Annotated in this window: 13 protein-coding genes; 5 read left to right on the top strand and 8 right to left on the bottom strand. The window is 61.0% G+C overall.

What is annotated here, in order from left to right; genetic code table 11:
- Positions 1-400: 400 nt before the first annotated feature.
- The 4 genes from nirB to cobA are packed head-to-tail and all read left to right on the top strand — an operon-like array spanning position 401 to position 6,651.
- Positions 401-2,854, top strand: coding sequence for a nitrite reductase large subunit NirB (gene nirB, locus PCOSP_RS09405; protein WP_139648914.1), 2,454 nt, complete (start codon positions 401-403; stop codon positions 2,852-2,854).
- Complete coding sequence (gene nirD / locus PCOSP_RS09400; protein ID WP_024776753.1) at positions 2,851-3,168, top strand: nitrite reductase small subunit NirD; 318 nt, start codon at positions 2,851-2,853, stop codon at positions 3,166-3,168. The genes nirB and nirD overlap by 4 nt, the downstream gene beginning before the upstream one ends.
- On the top strand, positions 3,168-5,885 hold the full coding sequence (locus tag PCOSP_RS09395; protein WP_464710911.1) for a nitrate reductase: 2,718 nt from the start codon (positions 3,168-3,170) through the stop codon (positions 5,883-5,885). Before nirD ends, PCOSP_RS09395 begins: the two co-directional genes overlap by 1 nt.
- A gap of 10 nt (positions 5,886-5,895) precedes the next feature.
- Positions 5,896-6,651, top strand: a complete 756-nt coding sequence (gene cobA, locus PCOSP_RS09390) for a uroporphyrinogen-III C-methyltransferase (RefSeq protein WP_464710910.1) — start codon at positions 5,896-5,898, stop codon at positions 6,649-6,651.
- A gap of 428 nt (positions 6,652-7,079) precedes the next feature.
- Here the strand turns inward: cobA and PCOSP_RS09385 are convergent, their stop codons facing one another.
- From PCOSP_RS09385 to ppsA, 8 genes are all read right to left on the bottom strand, one after another.
- Positions 7,080-8,114 (bottom strand): OmpA family protein, encoded by a 1,035-nt coding sequence (locus tag PCOSP_RS09385; RefSeq protein ID WP_139646929.1) that lies wholly within the window; start codon positions 8,112-8,114, stop codon positions 7,080-7,082.
- Positions 8,115-8,221: 107 nt separating this feature from the next.
- Positions 8,222-8,812 carry an RNA polymerase sigma factor SigX gene (sigX, locus tag PCOSP_RS09380; RefSeq protein WP_025212681.1) on the bottom strand — a complete coding sequence of 197 codons (591 nt, stop codon included), beginning with the start codon at positions 8,810-8,812 and terminating at the stop codon, positions 8,222-8,224.
- Positions 8,813-8,903: 91 nt separating this feature from the next.
- The gene (locus tag PCOSP_RS09375; RefSeq protein WP_139646931.1) at positions 8,904-9,728 is read right to left on the bottom strand and encodes a mechanosensitive ion channel family protein; all 825 of its coding nucleotides are present in this window, start codon (positions 9,726-9,728) and stop codon (positions 8,904-8,906) included.
- Between the two features lie 2 nt (positions 9,729-9,730).
- Positions 9,731-9,976 carry a hypothetical protein gene (locus tag PCOSP_RS09370; RefSeq protein WP_014337331.1) on the bottom strand — a complete coding sequence of 82 codons (246 nt, stop codon included), beginning with the start codon at positions 9,974-9,976 and terminating at the stop codon, positions 9,731-9,733.
- Between the two features lie 62 nt (positions 9,977-10,038).
- Complete coding sequence (locus tag PCOSP_RS09365; RefSeq protein ID WP_024776747.1) at positions 10,039-11,034, bottom strand: zinc transporter ZntB; 996 nt, start codon at positions 11,032-11,034, stop codon at positions 10,039-10,041.
- A gap of 25 nt (positions 11,035-11,059) precedes the next feature.
- Positions 11,060-11,551, bottom strand: a complete 492-nt coding sequence (gene rraA, locus PCOSP_RS09360) for a ribonuclease E activity regulator RraA (protein WP_139646933.1) — start codon at positions 11,549-11,551, stop codon at positions 11,060-11,062.
- Between the two features lie 115 nt (positions 11,552-11,666).
- The gene (locus PCOSP_RS09355) at positions 11,667-12,656 is read right to left on the bottom strand and encodes an alpha/beta fold hydrolase (protein ID WP_464710909.1); all 990 of its coding nucleotides are present in this window, start codon (positions 12,654-12,656) and stop codon (positions 11,667-11,669) included.
- Between the two features lie 212 nt (positions 12,657-12,868).
- A complete protein-coding gene (gene ppsA / locus PCOSP_RS09350) occupies positions 12,869-15,244 on the bottom strand; it encodes a phosphoenolpyruvate synthase (protein ID WP_464710908.1) in 2,376 nt (791 codons plus the stop codon).
- Positions 15,245-15,420: 176 nt separating this feature from the next.
- Between ppsA and ppsR the strand changes: the two genes are divergently transcribed.
- A complete protein-coding gene (ppsR, locus tag PCOSP_RS09345) occupies positions 15,421-16,239 on the top strand; it encodes a posphoenolpyruvate synthetase regulatory kinase/phosphorylase PpsR (RefSeq protein ID WP_042732259.1) in 819 nt (272 codons plus the stop codon).
- The last annotated feature ends 159 nt before the right edge of the window (positions 16,240-16,398 follow it).

Raw genomic sequence — 16,398 nt, 5'->3', positions numbered from 1 at the left:
GGATCTGCTGCCACAGAGGATCTGCTGTGGGAGCAAAGCTTGCTCGCGATAGCGGCCTGCCTGCCACTACAAAGCTATCGTCTGCCACGCTCCATTACCGGGCGACACGCTTTGATTCGGTGCAATAAATCCCCTTCCACCCCCCCCGCCCCACGCTTCCCGCAATAAATCCGGCCTTGGAGCCACTTGGCACAACCACTGCATATCCCCTCTCAACAGACATAAAGCAACGCCTCCAACGATGAAGGCGGTGCTTCCCGAGAGAACGGGACCAGGACAAAGGCGTCCTCGCTAGCACACTAGCGGGACGCCTTTTTTTGTTTTCGTGAAAATTGCCGAGCCAGTCCGATCGCCGTGATGAGACGTGACGAAACCGGGTCTGGGCTTGCGGAGAACCCTGATGAAAAAACTCAAACTGGTGATGATCGGCAATGGCATGGCCGGGGTTCGAACCCTTGAAGAACTGCTCAAGCTGAGCAACGAGCTGTACGACATCACGGTGTTCGGCGCCGAGCCTCACACCAACTACAACCGCATCCTGCTCTCCCCCGTGCTCGCCGGCGAGCAAACCTTTGAGGAAATCGTCCTCAACGACCTGAGCTGGTATCAGGACAACCACATCAACCTGCTGCTCAACCGCAAGGTCGTGGAGATCGACCGGGTCAAGCGTCGGGTCATCGCTGAAGACGGCACCGAGGCCGAGTACGATCGCCTGCTGATCGCCACCGGCTCCACGCCGTTCATTCTGCCGATTCCCGGCCACACGCTCGACGGCGTCATCGGCTATCGCGACATCGCCGACACCCAGGCAATGATCGAAACCGCCAAGACCCACAAGCACGCCGTGGTGATCGGCGGCGGCCTGTTGGGCCTGGAGGCCGCCAACGGCCTGAAACTGCGGGGCATGGACGTGACCGTGGTGCACCTGGGTGAGTGGCTGTTGGAGCGGCAGCTGGACAAGACCAGCGGCCAACTGCTGCAAACCGCCCTGGAAGACCGTGGCCTGAAATTCCGCCTCAACGAGCAGACCCAGGCCCTCCACGACGCCGGCAATGGCCGGGTCGGCTCGGTGCAGTTCAAGAACGGTGACATCATCCCCGCCGACCTGGTGGTGATGGCGGCGGGCATCCGCCCCAACGTCGAATTGGCGGAAAAAGCCGGTATCCCGTGCAGTCGCGGAATCCTGGTCAACGACACGATGCAGACCTATGACCCGCGCATCTACGCCATCGGTGAATGCGCCAACCATCGCGGCACCGCCTACGGCCTGGTGGCCCCGTTGTTCGAACAGGCCAAGGTCTGCGCCAATCACCTCGCGCAACTGGGTTTTGCCACCTATAAAGGCTCGGTGACCTCGACCAAGCTCAAGGTCACCGGCATCGACCTGTTTTCCGCCGGCGACTTCATGGGCGGCGAAGGCACCGAGACCATCACCCTCTCCGACCCCATCGGCGGCGTCTACAAGAAACTGGTGATCAAGGATGACGTGCTGGTCGGCGCCTGCCTGTACGGCGATACGGCAGATGGCGGCTGGTATTTCCGCCAGATCCGTGAGAACGCCGCCATCGGCGAGATCCGCGATCACTTGATGTTTGGTGAGAACGCGCTGGGCGATGTCGGCCACCAGGGCCAGGACAAAGCCATGAGCATGGCCGATTCCGCTGAAGTCTGCGGCTGCAACGGCGTGTGCAAGGGCACCATCGTCAAGGCGATCCAGGAGCATGGCCTGTTCAGCGTCGATGACGTGAAAAAACACACCAAGGCCGCCAGTTCCTGTGGCTCCTGCGCCGGTCTGGTCGAGCAGATCCTCATCAACACGGTTGGCGGCGCGGCCGACGTCAAACCGAAAAGCGAAAAAGCCATCTGCGGATGCAGCGACCTCAACCACGGCCAGATCCGCCAGGCGATTCGCGACGAGCACCTGCTGACCATCGCCGGCACCATGAACTACCTGAACTGGCGCACCCCGAACGGCTGCGCCACCTGCCGTCCAGCATTGAACTACTACCTGATTTCCACCTGGCCAGGCGAAGCCCACGACGATCCGCAATCCCGACTGATCAACGAACGTGCCCACGCCAACATCCAGAAGGATGGCACCTACTCGGTCGTCCCACGGATGTGGGGCGGCGTGACCACGCCCGCGGAGCTGCGACGCATCGCCGACGTGGCCGACAAATACAGCGTGCCCATGGTCAAGGTCACCGGTGGCCAGCGCATCGACTTGCTGGGCATCAAGAAGCAGGATCTGCCCGGCGTATGGGCAGACCTCGACATGCCATCCGGCCATGCCTACGGCAAATCCATCCGCACCGTGAAGACCTGCGTGGGCAGTGAGTTCTGTCGCTTTGGCACGCAGAACTCCACCCAACTGGGCATCGAACTGGAACATGACCTGTTCAACATGTGGTCGCCGCACAAGGTGAAGCTGGCCGTCTCCGGTTGCCCTCGCAACTGCTCGGAAGCTGGCATCAAGGACGTGGGCATCATCGGTGTCGATTCCGGCTGGGAGATGTACATCGGCGGCAATGGCGGGATCAAGACCGAGGTCGCCGAGTTCTTCGTCAAACTCAAGACCGCCGAGGAAGTGCGCGAATACAACGGTGCCTTCTTGCAGTTGTACCGCGAAGAAGCCTTCTACCTCGAACGTACCGTGCATTACATGCAGCGGGTCGGCATGGAGCACATCAAGAAAGCCGTGCTCGAAGACCCGGCGCGGCGCAAGGCCCTTCATGAGCGCCTGAAGTTTTCCCTGTCGCTGGAACAGGACCCATGGAAACAGCGCCTGGAACAACCCCAGCTGAAGAAAGAGTTTGAAGTCATCCCCGTGAAGCATCTGGAGGTGCCGGCATGAACTGGCTGGATATCTGCGCGCTGGAAGACATCAATGCCCTGGGCTCGCGCATCATCAACGGCCCGAAGGGCGACATTGCGATTTTTCGTACAAGCGACGATGAAGTGTTCGCACTCGATGACCGCTGCCCGCACAAGGGAGGGCCGTTGTCCCAGGGCTTGATCTATGGCAAGCGCGTGGCCTGCCCGCTGCACAACTGGCAGATCGACCTGGAGACCGGCCAGGCCCAGGCGCCGGACGTGGGCTGTGCCCATCATCATTCGGCACGGGTCGAGAATGGCCGGGTGCTGTTGGCGCTAAGGGACGCAAGCTGATGAACCGCCAGACCACTGCCTCGACCTGCTGTTATTGCGGGGTCGGTTGCGGCGTACTGATCGAACACAACGACGAGCGCATCCTCGGCGTCAGTGGCGATCCCGCCCATCCGGCCAACTTCGGCAAACTGTGCAGCAAAGGCTCGACCCTGCACCTGACCGGTGATCTCGCCGCGCGAGCCCTGTACCCCGAGCTGCGCCTGGGCAAAGGCCTGTCCCGTGCCCGAACCGACTGGGATAGTGCCCTGGAGCACGCCGCCAGCGTGTTCGCCAAGACCATCGCTGAGCACGGCCCCGACAGTGTCGCGTTCTACATCTCCGGCCAGTTGCTGACCGAGGATTACTACGCCTTCAACAAGCTGGCCCGGGCCCTGGTCGGCACCAACAACATCGACAGCAATTCCCGGCTGTGCATGTCCTCGGCGGTGGTGGGCTATAAGCGCAGCCTCGGCGCCGACGCGCCGCCCTGCAACTATGAAGACCTGGAGCTGAGCGACTGCGTCATGATCGTCGGCAGCAACATGGCCTACGCCCACCCGATCCTGTTTCGCCGCCTCGAAGAAGCCAAGTCCCGCCGGCCGCAGATGAAGATCATTGTCATCGACCCGCGGCGCACCGACACCTGCGATCTGGCGGACCTGCACCTGGCCATCCTGCCGGGGACCGATGTCGCCTTGTTCCATGGGATTTTGCATCTGCTGTTGTGGGAAGACTGGATCGATCGCGATTTCATCAAGGCCCATACCGAAGGCCTGGCGGACCTGAAGAGCCTGGTGCGCGATTACACCCCCGCCATGGTTGCCCAGCTATGCGGCATCAGCGTCGAGCAACTGCATCAGTGTGCCGAAGCCATCGGCACGGCCCCCAGCTTCCTGTCGTTGTGGTGCATGGGCCTGAATCAGTCCACCGCCGGCAGCGCCAAGAACAGTGCCCTGATCAACCTGCACCTCGCCACCGGGCAGATCGGCCGTCCGGGTGCAGGCCCTTTCTCGTTGACCGGCCAGCCCAACGCTATGGGCGGTCGGGAAACCGGCAGTTTGTCGAACCTGTTACCGGGCCACCGCGAAGCCGCCAACCCGGAGCATCGCGCCGAAGTCGCCGAATACTGGGGCGTCGAGCAACTGCCCGCCAATCCCGGCTTGAGCGCCATCGAGTTGTTCGAGCAGGTGCGCAACGGCAAGATCAAGGCCTTGTGGATCGCCTGCACCAACCCGGCTCAATCGATGCCGGACCAGACGGCGGTTCGGGAGGCCCTGCAGGCCTGCCCGTTCGTGGTGCTGCAAGAGGCTTTCCGCACCACCGAAACCGCCGGGTTTGCCGACCTGCTGTTGCCAGCGGCCAGTTGGGGCGAAAAGGAAGGTTCGGTGACCAACTCTGAACGGCGAATTTCCCACGTTCGCCGGGCCATCGACGCACCGGGCGAAGCACGACCAGACTGGGCCATTACCGTGGATTTTGCCCAACGCCTGGAGAAACGTCTGCGGCCGGGCCAACCCAGCCTGTTCGCCTTTGACACACCCGCCCAGCTGTTCGACGAATACAAACAATTGACCCGAGGCCGCGACCTCGACCTGTCCGGTATCAGCCATGGGCTGATCGATCGACTTGGCCCCCAGCAGTGGCCCTTCCCTGAGGGCGCCACGGTCGGGACGGCGCGTCTGTACATGGATGGCATTTTCCCCACCGACAGCGGCCGGGCGCGGTTTGTCGCCGAACCGTATCGCGCCGCCAGGGAACTACGGGACGCGCGCTACCCGTTGACCCTCAACACCGGCCGACTGCGGGACCAGTGGCACGGCATGAGCCGCACCGGCACCGCCGCGCAGTTGTTCGGTCATGTGAATGAAGCCGTACTCAGCCTGCACCCCGACGAACTGCAGCGCCAGCGCCTGCAACCGGGCGATCTGGTCAGCCTCAAGAGTCGTCGTGGCGCGGTGATCGTGGCCGTGGACAGCGACGAAAGCGTGCGGCCCGGCCAGGCGTTCCTGCCAATGCACTGGGGCGATCGGTTCCTCAAGGGTGGAGTCAATACCCTGACCCAACCGGCTTTCGACCCCTTGTCGAAACAACCGGAACTCAAACACAGCGGCGTGCGTCTGGAACCGGTGAGCCTGCCTTGGCAGCTTTTCGCCCTGATCGAAGGCGATGTCCAACAGCATCTGGAGACATTGCGTCCGCTGTGTGAGGTGTTTGCCTACGTCAGCCTGAGCTTGACCGGCCGTGAACGTCCCGCGTTGCTGATTCGCGCCGCCAGCGCCGAAGCGCCTGACCCCGCACTGCTGCAAGCAATCGACGAACAACTGGGGCTGATCGACGGACCGGTACTGGCTTACGACGATCCCCGCCGCGCCATCGGGAAACGGGTGCGGATCGAAAACGGACGCATCACCGCCATCCGCCTGGCTGGCGAAACCCTCGCCCGTCATTGGCTGCAGAACCTGTGGCTGGAAGGTCGTGCCGATGAGCAACTGCGTCGCTGGCTGCTGGCACCGTTGAGCGCACCACCAGGCAACGTCGGCGCGGCGACCGCTGGCGGTAAAACATTGTGCAACTGCTTGAACGTCAGCCAGCGTGCGATCTGCGCCGGCATTGAACGAGGGTTGGACTTGCAAGGGCTGAAACAGGAACTGGGCTGTGGCACGCAATGCGGTTCCTGCGTACCGGAAATCAAGCGCCTGCTGGTTGCCACCGCACGACCGATGGCCGCTCTCTCGTGAGGAAAACACTATGAACGCAAAAGTCTGGCTGGTGGGTGCGGGTCCTGGCGACCCTGAATTGCTGACCCTCAAGGCCGTACGCGCCCTGCGCGAAGCCGACGTGGTGCTGATCGACGATCTGGTCAATGAGGCAGTGCTGGAACATTGCTGCGGTGCACGCATCATCGCCGTGGGCAAGCGCGGCGGCTGCCGCTCCACGCCCCAGGCCTTCATCCATCGGCTGATGCTGCGCTATGCGCACCAGGGCAAATGCGTGGTCCGCCTCAAGGGCGGCGACCCGTGCATCTTCGGTCGGGGCGGTGAAGAGGCGCAATGGCTGCGCGAGCATGGCATAGAAGTGGAACTGGTCAATGGCATCACGGCCGGGCTGGCAGGCGCGACCCAGTGCGACATTCCCTTGACCTTGCGCGGCATCGCCCGGGGCGTGACGCTGGTCACTGCCCACACCCAGGACGGCAGCAGCCTGAACTGGCAAGCCCTGGCACAAAGCGGGACGACTTTGGTGGTGTACATGGGGGTGGCGAAACTGAGCGAGATCCGCGAGCAACTGCTGGCCGGTGGACTGGCAGCGGACACCCCGGTGGCCATGATCGAGAATGCCTCCCTGCCTCATCAGCGAGACTGCCGCAGCGACTTGGCCTCGATGGAGGCCGATGCAGGTGCGTTTCAACTCAAGAGCCCGGCGATCCTGGTTATCGGTGCAGTGGCCGGTGCTGCGGAACTGGCAACATCTCCATCCGAATGGCGCCAGGCCTCAGCCCTGTAACCCCTTTGCTCGCGAAGGCGGCGGTACATTCAATATTGTCGCAAGCCGACCCACCGCTATCGCAAGCTGGCTCGCTCCCACAGGTCTTGTGTCCGCCACACAGCTATCGCGCGGCGCAGCCCCCTTTGTGGAAGCGAGCCTGCTCGCGATGCGGCGTTACATTCGACATTGCCGCAAGCTGACCCACCGCTATCGCAAGCTGGCTCGCACCCACAGGTCTTGTGTCCGCCACACAGCTATCGCGCGGCGCAGCCCCCTTTGTGGGAGCGAGCCTGCTCGCGATGCGGCGGTACATTCGACATTGCCGCAAGCTGACCCACCGCTATCGCAAGCTGGCTCGCTCCCACAGGTTCTGTACTTCGCATTGGGTAAATCGCAGGCAAAGAAAAGCCCGGCATAAGCCGGGCTTTTCCCAAACTATCAGCTAATTACTTGGCTTTAGTTTCAGTCTGCGCTTCTACGCGACGGTTAACAGCACGACCAGCTTCAGTGGCGTTGTCAGCAACTGGGCGGGTTTCGCCGTAGCCAACGGACTGAACGCGGGACGCTTCAACACCGTACTGGTTGGTCAGAACTTGCTTAACGGCGTTTGCACGACGCTCGGACAGTTTCTGGTTGTAAGCGTCAGGACCGACGGAGTCAGTGTGACCTTCAACAGTGGTGGTGGTTTCTGGGTACTGCTTCATGAAGTCAGCCAGGTTCTTGATGTCGCCGTAGCTGTTTGGCTTGACGACCGACTTGTCGAAGTCGAATTTCACGTCCAGCTCAACACGTACGGTTTCAGCAGCCGCTGGGCAGCCATCAGCGTCAACGGTTACGTTGGCTGGGGTGTCAGGGCACTTGTCGACGTTGTCGCACACGCCATCGTTGTCGCTGTCGGAGCAGACTTCAGCTGGAGCTGGAACTGGAGCAGCAGCAGGCTTGGAGCCGCCACCGAAGTTCACACCGATACCGACGCTTGGAGCCCACTCGGTGTCGCCTTGGTCGATGTTGTATTGAGCTTCAACGCCGGCACGAGCGTAGAAGTTCTCGGTGAAGTACAGCTTGGCGCCGCCGCCAACGTTGGCGAAGGTCGAACGGTTACGACCGCTCGAGCCGTTCTGACCGATGCTCTGGTCGGAGAAACCGGCCGAGACGTACGGACGCAGCATGTCGCCTGGGTTGTTGAAGTGGTACAGAGCGTCCAGTGCAGTGTTGGCGCCCTTGATGTTACGACCGTCGTCGGAACGAACGTTGTGAACTTCATCGTAGCCCAGACGCAGTTCAACGTCGTCGGTCAGGAAGTAACCAACCGAACCGCCGAACAGGTTGCCGTTGTTCTTGAAGTTACGAGCGCTGTCGAATTGCTCTTTCTTGGCGAAGCCTTCGATTTCAACTGCGCCTTGGCCTTGTGCCAGAGCGCCGAACGAAGTGGCGGCAATAAGAGAACCAATGGCAAAGCCCAAGGTGTTTTTCAGTTTCATCCGTTAAATCCCCATCTGGTGATTGTGAAGCAGTCCCGCAAACCGGGGGACAACTCGGCGGCAAGTCTATCAGAACTTGCCTACACGTAAGAGATATTTGCGCCGAACTAAGTTTCGGCAATGCCTGCAAATTTCTCACGCAGCTTATCGAGAGCGCGCTTGTAACGCATTTTTGTCGCGCTCAAACCCATGTGCATTATGTCTGCGATCTCTTGGAATTCCAGTTCTGCGACAAATCGTAGCACCAGAATTTCACGGTCAATCGGGTTCACATAAACCAGCCAGCGATCGAGTCCACCCTTTTCCTCGGGCTTGGGCGCCTTTTCTTCAGACGCTTCCTCGAGAGGGTCAAGGCTCAAAGCGTCCATCAAGCGACGCTTTCGCCGTTCCTTGCGATACTGTGTGATGCATTCGTTGTAGGTGATGCTATATAGCCATGTCTTGAACTTCGATTTCCCCTCGAAGTTCTTCAGGCCATACAGCACCTTCAACATCACCTCCTGACAGACATCGTCAGCGTCGCGATCGTTCCCCAGATAACGTGCACAAACGTTAAATAATGTTCGCTGGTAACGGCGCATCAACTCTTCGTAAGCACGTGTTACGTGGAACAGCTCCGTATGTGCGCGCGCGACCAACTCCTCATCAGAGAGATCACGGGGGTCATAGCGCGTGGACAGCGATTGGGGTTTGTTCAAAACAAGTCGGGCCGACGGTCTAGGTCAATGTGCGCCGCAGCCTGCGGTAGCAGGCGTTTTGCGGCGGCATACATTAGCAGAGTTTGCCGGGTTAGCGGCTACTCACATGCTGCTCCAGCAGGATCCGATTGGAGAGCGACACCAGTTCGCCCTCCTCGGTCAGCAATGTGGTCTTCACCGTGCCGATCTCCTCGATCTGCCCTTCAACCTCGCCAATCCGCACTTGTTGCCCAACTTCATACAGCTCACGCACATAGATTCCCGCGAGAATCTGCCCGGCGATTTCCCGGCTTCCCAATCCCATTGCCAGCGCAATCGCCAGACCAACGGTAATCAATACGATCACGATCACATGGTTGAGCAGGTCGGTCTTGACCTCCAACTGGCTGATCGCGACAGAAATACTGATGATGATCACCAGGCCCTGGGCGATTCGCCCCAGGCCCGAGGCGTAATCCAGACCTACGCCTTCGGCTGCGCCGCGCACCAGCCCGTTGGCCAATTGAGCCAGCAGTACGCCGACCAGCAACACCAGGGCCGCCCCGAACACCTTGGGCAGGTACAGCGCAAGCATGTCGAGGGTTGCCGAAACCCGCTGCAGTCCCAGGGACTCAGCCGCGGAGACGAGAAAAATCAGCAGCACGAACCAATAGACAATCTTGCCCACCAGGGTCGAGATCGGTACCTGGATGCCGCCACGGGACAGCAACTTGGTCAAGCCCGTGCCGCCCATCAGGCGATCCAGACCCAGTTTGGCGAGCAGCTTGGAAAGCAGCGTGTCCAGCAGCTTGGCCACGACGAACCCCAACAGCACCACCACCAGGGCACCGAAGAGGTTCGGGATGAAATTGGCCACTTTGGTCCACAACGCAGTCATTGCCGCGACGAGGCTCTGGGTCCAGAGATTCAGTTCCATATTCAATCAGCCTTATCAGCGGTGCGGGTGACAGGTTTACGACGGGAAACCGGCGAGACATGGGCCGACCCGTTGTTCAAGGCGATCATCAGCGCGGGCAGCCAACGGCCCAGCAGGCTGAACAGATCACCGGCGCCGACCTGGCGGTTGGCGGTTTTCAGCACACGCCCCAGGCATGCATCGTCATCCCGGCTGGACGGCGAAGCCTTGAGCATGTCGCGCAAAGACTGTTCAAACGGATCGTGCATACGCACCTCTCGTGATGTCTGTGAAAGACGCGATCAAATTTCGTCGGGTCACATGAAACCTGTCACACCCAGCGCAGACGACGGAACAGCCACCACTGTCCCAGGGCCACGCCGGCCATCAGCAGGCAGGCGACCAGAAAGCCGTAGGGGCTTTGGGAAAATGGGATACCGCCGACATTGATGCCCAGCAGGCCCGTGAGAAAACTCATCGGCAAGAAGATCCCGGTGACGATGCCGAAGCGATACATCGTCCGGTTCATGCGCACGGAAAGGCGCCGGTCTTCAGCCTCCAGCACAAGCCCCACGCGCTCTCGGGTCAATTCCAGCTCCTCGAGATAGCGGGTCAGGCTGTTGTTCAATTCATTCCAGTAATCGCCGTCGTCCTCGACGAACCACGGCAGTTTGATTCGCGACATCTGGCCGAAAATGTCCCGCTGCGGCGCCAGGAACCGTTTCAGTCCGGCGGCCCGACGACGAATGTGCAAAATGGCGTCGTGCTCGGGGGTATACCGTTCGTCGGCATCGAGCATTTCTTCTTCGCCATCGACGATTTCCGAGAGCTGGGAAACCAGATCCTGGACCTTGTTGGTCAGGTACTGCGCCATATAAAGAATGAGTTCCGACGCGGTTTTCGGTCCCTTGCCTTCGGCCAGGTGCGCCAGTAGCTCATCGGTGGCGCGCAAAGGACGAAGACGCAGGGAGATTACGCGCTGGGCGGAGGCGAAAATCCGCACCGAAACCATGTCTTCCGGCTCGGCACCCGGGTTGAGGTTGATGCCTCTGAGAAACAGCAGCAGCTCGGCTTCGGGCAACGGCAACAGGCGCGGCCGGGTATTTTCCTCAAGCAGCAGATCGCAGTTGAACTCGCTCAGTCCGCTGGATTTACGCAGCCAGGTATGGGTCTGCGGATGGCTGCGATCCCAATGCAGCCACAGGCTTTCGTGCGCCTGCAACTGCAGATCGTCGAGCTCGGTCCGGGCAATCGAACGTGCGCCGCCCTTACCGTCCAGCACCAGGGCATGCACCAGCCCCCACTGCGCGTTTTCTTCCTCGAACATCCTCATCCCTTACGGCTTTGACGCTTCATTCAGGCATTTTCAACGGGCTTGGCGAGACGATCACGCCGTTATTGTCCGCATAGACATATTCACCCGGACGAAACGTCACGCCGGCAAAGGTCACGGCGACGTTAAGATCACCGATACCACGCTTGTCGGTTTTCATGGGATGGCTGGCGAGGGCCTGGACACCGAGATCGGTCTGGGCGATGACATCCACGTCGCGGATGCAGCCGTAGATCACCAGCCCTTCCCAGCCGTTTTTCGCCGCTTTCTCGGCCAGCATGTCGCCCAACAGCGCCCGGCGCAGCGAGCCCCCACCGTCGACGACCAGTACCTTACCGTCGCCCTTGAGTTCGACCTGCTCCTTGACCAGGGAGTTGTCCTCGAAGCACTTGATGGTCACGATTTCACCGCCAAACGAATCGCGGCCGCCGAAATTGCTGAACATCGGTTCCAACACCTGCACCAGGTCCGGGTAGGCATCGCACAGGTCGGGCGTGAGGTAATGGTTCATCGAACAACTCCTGGAAGGCTGGAACGTCAGACTGGATGAGCAACCGTTTGTGACCGGAACCGTTTAACGCGTCATATCTTATCCGCAAGCCGACCAGAGCGAAATGCCCTTCGCCTCAAACCGCCTCGGCCAGAACCGGCAGGGTTGCCGGCACAGGGATGCTCTGCTCCTCCAGCCAACGCGCCACCAAAGGCCAGACCTCGGCCTGGGCAGCCTTGCTGACCAGCATCTCCACATGACCGAAATCGTCACCGAAGCCATGCTCCCGGCCCAGGCAGACAAACTGCTTACGCTCGGCTCCCATCTGTTCGAAGAGCTTGCGGCAAGCCCAGGTCGGATCCTGATGATCGCCGGCGGCGCTCACTGCGAGCACTGGCACTTGCACCTCAGCCAGCCCAGCCCACCAGTCCTTCTCGGCATCGCCGAACCGTCCGAACAAGCCGTACCAACGCATGCTCTCCAGGGCCAGGCCGATGGGTTCGTCCTCCGGGCCGCGCTTGAGTCGGGAGCCGGACAACTGCGCAAAACGCTTGAGGATGAACCGTCCGCCCCACTCCACGGGTGGAATTTTCAGCGGCCAGTAGGTGCGGCTGACCTGGGTGCCGAAGAACGCCGCTGACGCCACGCCCGGTTCGCCCAGATAGTGGCCACCCAAGGCTGCCGCCAGGGTGATGCCGCCCAGGGAATGGCCGAGCCAGTGCGGCACTTGTCCACTCTGCTCGCGCACGAAGGCGCCGATGGCCGGCAAGTCATAGCGGGCATAGTCGGCCACGCGATTGTTGCGGTAACCCTGGTTGCGCTGGGACAGCCCATGGCCGCGCATCTCGGGAACCCACACATCGAATCCCAACCGCGTCAGATACGCACCCAGGCCCAGCCCCTTGGGCGAGTACCAGAAGCGCCGGTTGGAGAAGCTGCCGTGCAACAGGATCACCGGGACGCCGCGGACCTGTCCGGCGTCGGCCATGCCCAGGCGGGTGACAGCCAGTTCGACGCTGGGGTCCGGGCTGTTGCCGGGTTTCAGCCGGTAGACATCTTCGCTCAGATCGCCACGCCGCTCGGCGCTGATCAGGGCGACAGGAAAAAGGTTGCTGCTGCTTTGCATAATACTCTTGCACAAAAAAGGGCGGCTTCCGACAGGAGCCCGCCCTACTTAAATCAAAGGGGCTTGGCGACAAAGCCTTGTGGGAGCGAGCCTGCTCGCGAATTCAATGGATCAGGCCCATTGATGGCGACTGACACAGCGCTTTCGCGAGCAGGCTCGCTCCCACAGATTTGCAGCTCAACTCATCGGTGCCGTTAGAGGCCCCGCTCCACTCAGGCCGCGCCCTGGCCCTCGGCCAGGAAGAACCAGGTTTCCAGTACGGAGTCCGGATTCAACGACACGCTTTCGATGCCCTGCTCCATCAGCCACTTGGCCAGGTCCGGGTGGTCCGAAGGGCCCTGGCCGCAGATGCCGATGTACTTGCCAGCCTTGTTGCAGGCGGCAATGGCATTGGCCAGCAGCTTCTTGACCGCCGGGTTCCGCTCATCGAACAGGTGCGCAATGATCCCGGAGTCGCGGTCCAGGCCCAGGGTCAACTGGGTCAGGTCGTTGGAGCCGATGGAGAAACCGTCGAAGAACTCCAGGAACTCTTCCGCCAGGATCGCGTTGGAGGGCAGTTCGCACATCATGATCACCCGCAGGCCGTTCTCGCCACGGGCCAGGCCGTTTTCCGCCAGCAGGTCGACCACCTGGCTCGCTTCACCCAGGGTGCGCACGAACGGCACCATGATCTCGACGTTGGTCAGGCCCATGTCATTGCGTACGCGCTTGAGGGCACGGCATTCGAGTTCGAAGCAGTCACGGAACGTCTCGCTGATATAGCGCGAAGCACCGCGGAAGCCCAGCATCGGGTTTTCTTCTTCCGGCTCGTAGAGCTTGCCGCCGATCAGGTTGGCGTATTCGTTGGACTTGAAGTCCGACAGGCGCACGATGACCTTTTTCGGCCAGAACGCCGCCGCCAGGGTGCTGATACCTTCCACCAGCTTCTCGACATAGAAACCGACCGGATCGTCGTAGCCGGCAATGCGCTTGTCGACGCTGTCCTTGATCTCTGGCGGCAAGCCGCCGTAGTTCAGCAACGCCTTGGGGTGCACGCCGATCATGCGGTTGATGATGAACTCCAGGCGGGCCAGGCCCACGCCGGCGTTCGGCAACTGCGCGAAGTCGAAGGCACGGTCCGGGTTGCCGACGTTCATCATGATCTTGAACGGCAGCTCCGGCATGGCGTCCACGGAGTTCTTCTTGATGTCGAAGCCCAGCTCACCTTCGAAGATGTAGCCGGTATCGCCTTCGGCGCAGGAAACAGTCACGCCCTGGCCGTCCTTGAGCAACTGGGTGGCGTTGCCGCAACCCACCACCGCCGGGATACCCAGTTCACGGGCGATGATCGCCGCGTGGCAGGTACGGCCGCCACGGTTGGTGACGATGGCGCTGGCGCGCTTCATCACCGGCTCCCAGTCCGGGTCGGTCATGTCGGAGACCAGCACGTCGCCGGCCTGGACCTTGTCCATTTCCGAGACGTCCTTGATGATCCGCACCTTGCCGGCGCCGATGCGCTGGCCGATGGCACGGCCTTCCACCAGCACGGTGCCGGTTTCCTTGAGCAGGTAGCGCTCCATGACGTTGGCCTGGGTGCGGCTCTTCACGGTTTCCGGACGGGCCTGCACGATGTACAGCTTGCCGTCGTCACCGTCCTTGGCCCATTCGATGTCCATCGGGCACTTGTAGTGCTGCTCGATGATCATCGCCTGCTTGGCCAGCTCGCTGACTTCGGCGTCGGTCAGGCAGAAACGGGCGCGCTCGGCCTTGTCCACATCGACGGTTTTCACCGAACGACCGGCCTTGGCTTCGTCGCCGTAGATCATCTTGATGGCCTTGCTGCCCAGGTTACGGCGCAGGATGGCCGGGCGACCGGCCTGCAGCGTGCCTTTATGGACATAGAACTCGTCCGGGTTGACCGCGCCCTGTACAACGGTTTCACCCAGGCCGTAGGCGCCGGTGATGAACACCACGTCACGGAAGCCCGACTCGGTGTCGAGGGTGAACATCACGCCGGCGGTGCCGGTTTCGGAACGGACCATGCGCTGCACGCCGGCGGACAGGGCGACCAGCTTGTGGTCGAAGCCCTGGTGCACGCGGTAGGAAATGGCACGGTCGTTGAAAAGGGAAGCGAAGACTTCCTTGGCGGCGCGGATGACGTTTTCCACACCACGAATGTTCAGGAAGGTTTCCTGCTGGCCGGCAAAGGAAGCGTCTGGCAGGTCTTCGGCGGTGGCCGAGGAGCGCACGGCGACAGCGATGTCGGGGTTGCCTTCGGAGAGCTTGGCGAAAGCGGTACGGATTTCGCTGTTCAGTTGCTCGGGGAATTCGGCTTCCATGATCCATTGGCGGATCTGGGCGCCGGTCTTGGCCAGGGCATTGACGTCATCGACATCCAGGGCATCGAGCGCATCGTGGATCTGCTTGTTCAGGCCGCTCAGTTCCAGGAAATCACGATAAGCCTGAGCTGTCGTGGCGAAGCCACCCGGCACCGATACGCCGGCACCGGCGAGGTTACTGATCATCTCGCCCAGGGATGCGTTCTTGCCCCCCACATGCTCCACATCATGGACGCCGAGCTTATCGAGGGAAACTACGTACTCTACCAAGGTGATCTCTCCACTAACTGTGTTGGAAAAGCTCAAGGCACCGGCGACTCCTGGGGAGCGTTGGCCGGCGATATGGCCTGGACCTGGAAAATAAGTGAGAATGCTGGCCATTGGCGGCCGGCAAATCGCGCCTATCATATCCAAGAAACGCTATTAGCTTAAGGCCCAAGGTGCAAATGAAACGATCTGCTTTCTTTATCTCCGATGGTACCGGCATCACCGCCGAAACCCTGGGCCAAAGCCTACTGGCGCAGTTCGAAAACATTACCTTCACCAAGCTGACACGTCCGTACATCGACAGCGTCGACAAGGCGCGGGCGATGGTACAGCAAATCAATAAAGCCGCCGAAACCGACGGCTTTCGCCCGATCATCTTCGATACCATCGTCAATCAAGACATCCGTGAGATTCTCGCAACGTCCAATGGTTTCATGATCGACATTTTTTCTACCTTCCTGGCCCCCCTGGAGCAGGAGCTGAGCGAGCATTCTTCCTACTCGGTCGGCAAATCCCACTCCATCGGTCACAACTCCAATTACATGGAGCGGATCGAGGCGGTCAACTTCGCGCTGGACAACGATGACGGCGCCCGCACGCATTATTACGACAAGGCCGACCTGATCCTAGTGGGGGTGTCGCGTTGTGGTAAGACACCGACGTGTCTGTACATGGCGATGCAGTTCGGCATCCGCGCGGCCAACTATCCGCTGACCGAAGAAGACATGGAACGCCTGCAACTGCCCAGCGCCCTGCGCGCCCATCAGCACAAGCTGTTCGGCCTGACCATCGACCCGGACCGCCTCACCGCGATCCGCAACGAGCGCAAGCCCAACAGTCGCTATTCGAGCTACGCCCAGTGTGAATTCGAAGTGCGCGAGGTGGAAAACCTGTTCCGACGGGAAAACATCCCCCACATCAACTCCACGCATTTTTCCGTGGAGGAGATTTCGGCGAAGATCCTCGTGGAGAAAGGCGTAGAGCGGCGGTTCAAGTAGCCGCGGACACCCTGCGAGCCCTGTGGGAGCAAAGCTTGCTCGCGATTGAGGCCAGTCAGTCGACAACGGCTTAGGCTGGTTCGCCGCTATCGCGAGCAAGCTTTGCTCCCACGGGGATGGGCTTGACCAGCCTGCATTGGGCAGCCAGCACCCTGATCT

Source organism: Pseudomonas sp. MAFF 730105, from assembly GCF_055380705.1.
This window is presented reverse-complemented; position numbering and strand designations above follow the sequence as displayed.

Excerpts from the sequence above, each read along its gene's own strand:
- nirB (WP_139648914.1), top strand. The coding sequence starts at position 401 with ATGAAAAAACTCAAACTGGTGATGATCGGCAATGGCATGGCCGGGGTT.
- nirD (WP_024776753.1), top strand. The coding sequence starts at position 2,851 with ATGAACTGGCTGGATATCTGCGCGCTGGAAGACATCAATGCCCTGGGC.
- PCOSP_RS09395 (WP_464710911.1), top strand. The coding sequence starts at position 3,168 with ATGAACCGCCAGACCACTGCCTCGACCTGCTGTTATTGCGGGGTCGGT.
- cobA (WP_464710910.1), top strand. The coding sequence starts at position 5,896 with ATGAACGCAAAAGTCTGGCTGGTGGGTGCGGGTCCTGGCGACCCTGAA.
- PCOSP_RS09385 (WP_139646929.1), bottom strand. The coding sequence starts at position 8,114 with ATGAAACTGAAAAACACCTTGGGCTTTGCCATTGGTTCTCTTATTGCC.
- PCOSP_RS09375 (WP_139646931.1), bottom strand. The coding sequence starts at position 9,728 with ATGGAACTGAATCTCTGGACCCAGAGCCTCGTCGCGGCAATGACTGCG.
- PCOSP_RS09370 (WP_014337331.1), bottom strand. The coding sequence starts at position 9,976 with ATGCACGATCCGTTTGAACAGTCTTTGCGCGACATGCTCAAGGCTTCG.
- PCOSP_RS09365 (WP_024776747.1), bottom strand. The coding sequence starts at position 11,034 with ATGTTCGAGGAAGAAAACGCGCAGTGGGGGCTGGTGCATGCCCTGGTG.
- rraA (WP_139646933.1), bottom strand. The coding sequence starts at position 11,551 with ATGAACCATTACCTCACGCCCGACCTGTGCGATGCCTACCCGGACCTG.
- PCOSP_RS09355 (WP_464710909.1), bottom strand. The coding sequence starts at position 12,656 with ATGCAAAGCAGCAGCAACCTTTTTCCTGTCGCCCTGATCAGCGCCGAG.
- ppsR (WP_042732259.1), top strand. The coding sequence starts at position 15,421 with ATGAAACGATCTGCTTTCTTTATCTCCGATGGTACCGGCATCACCGCC.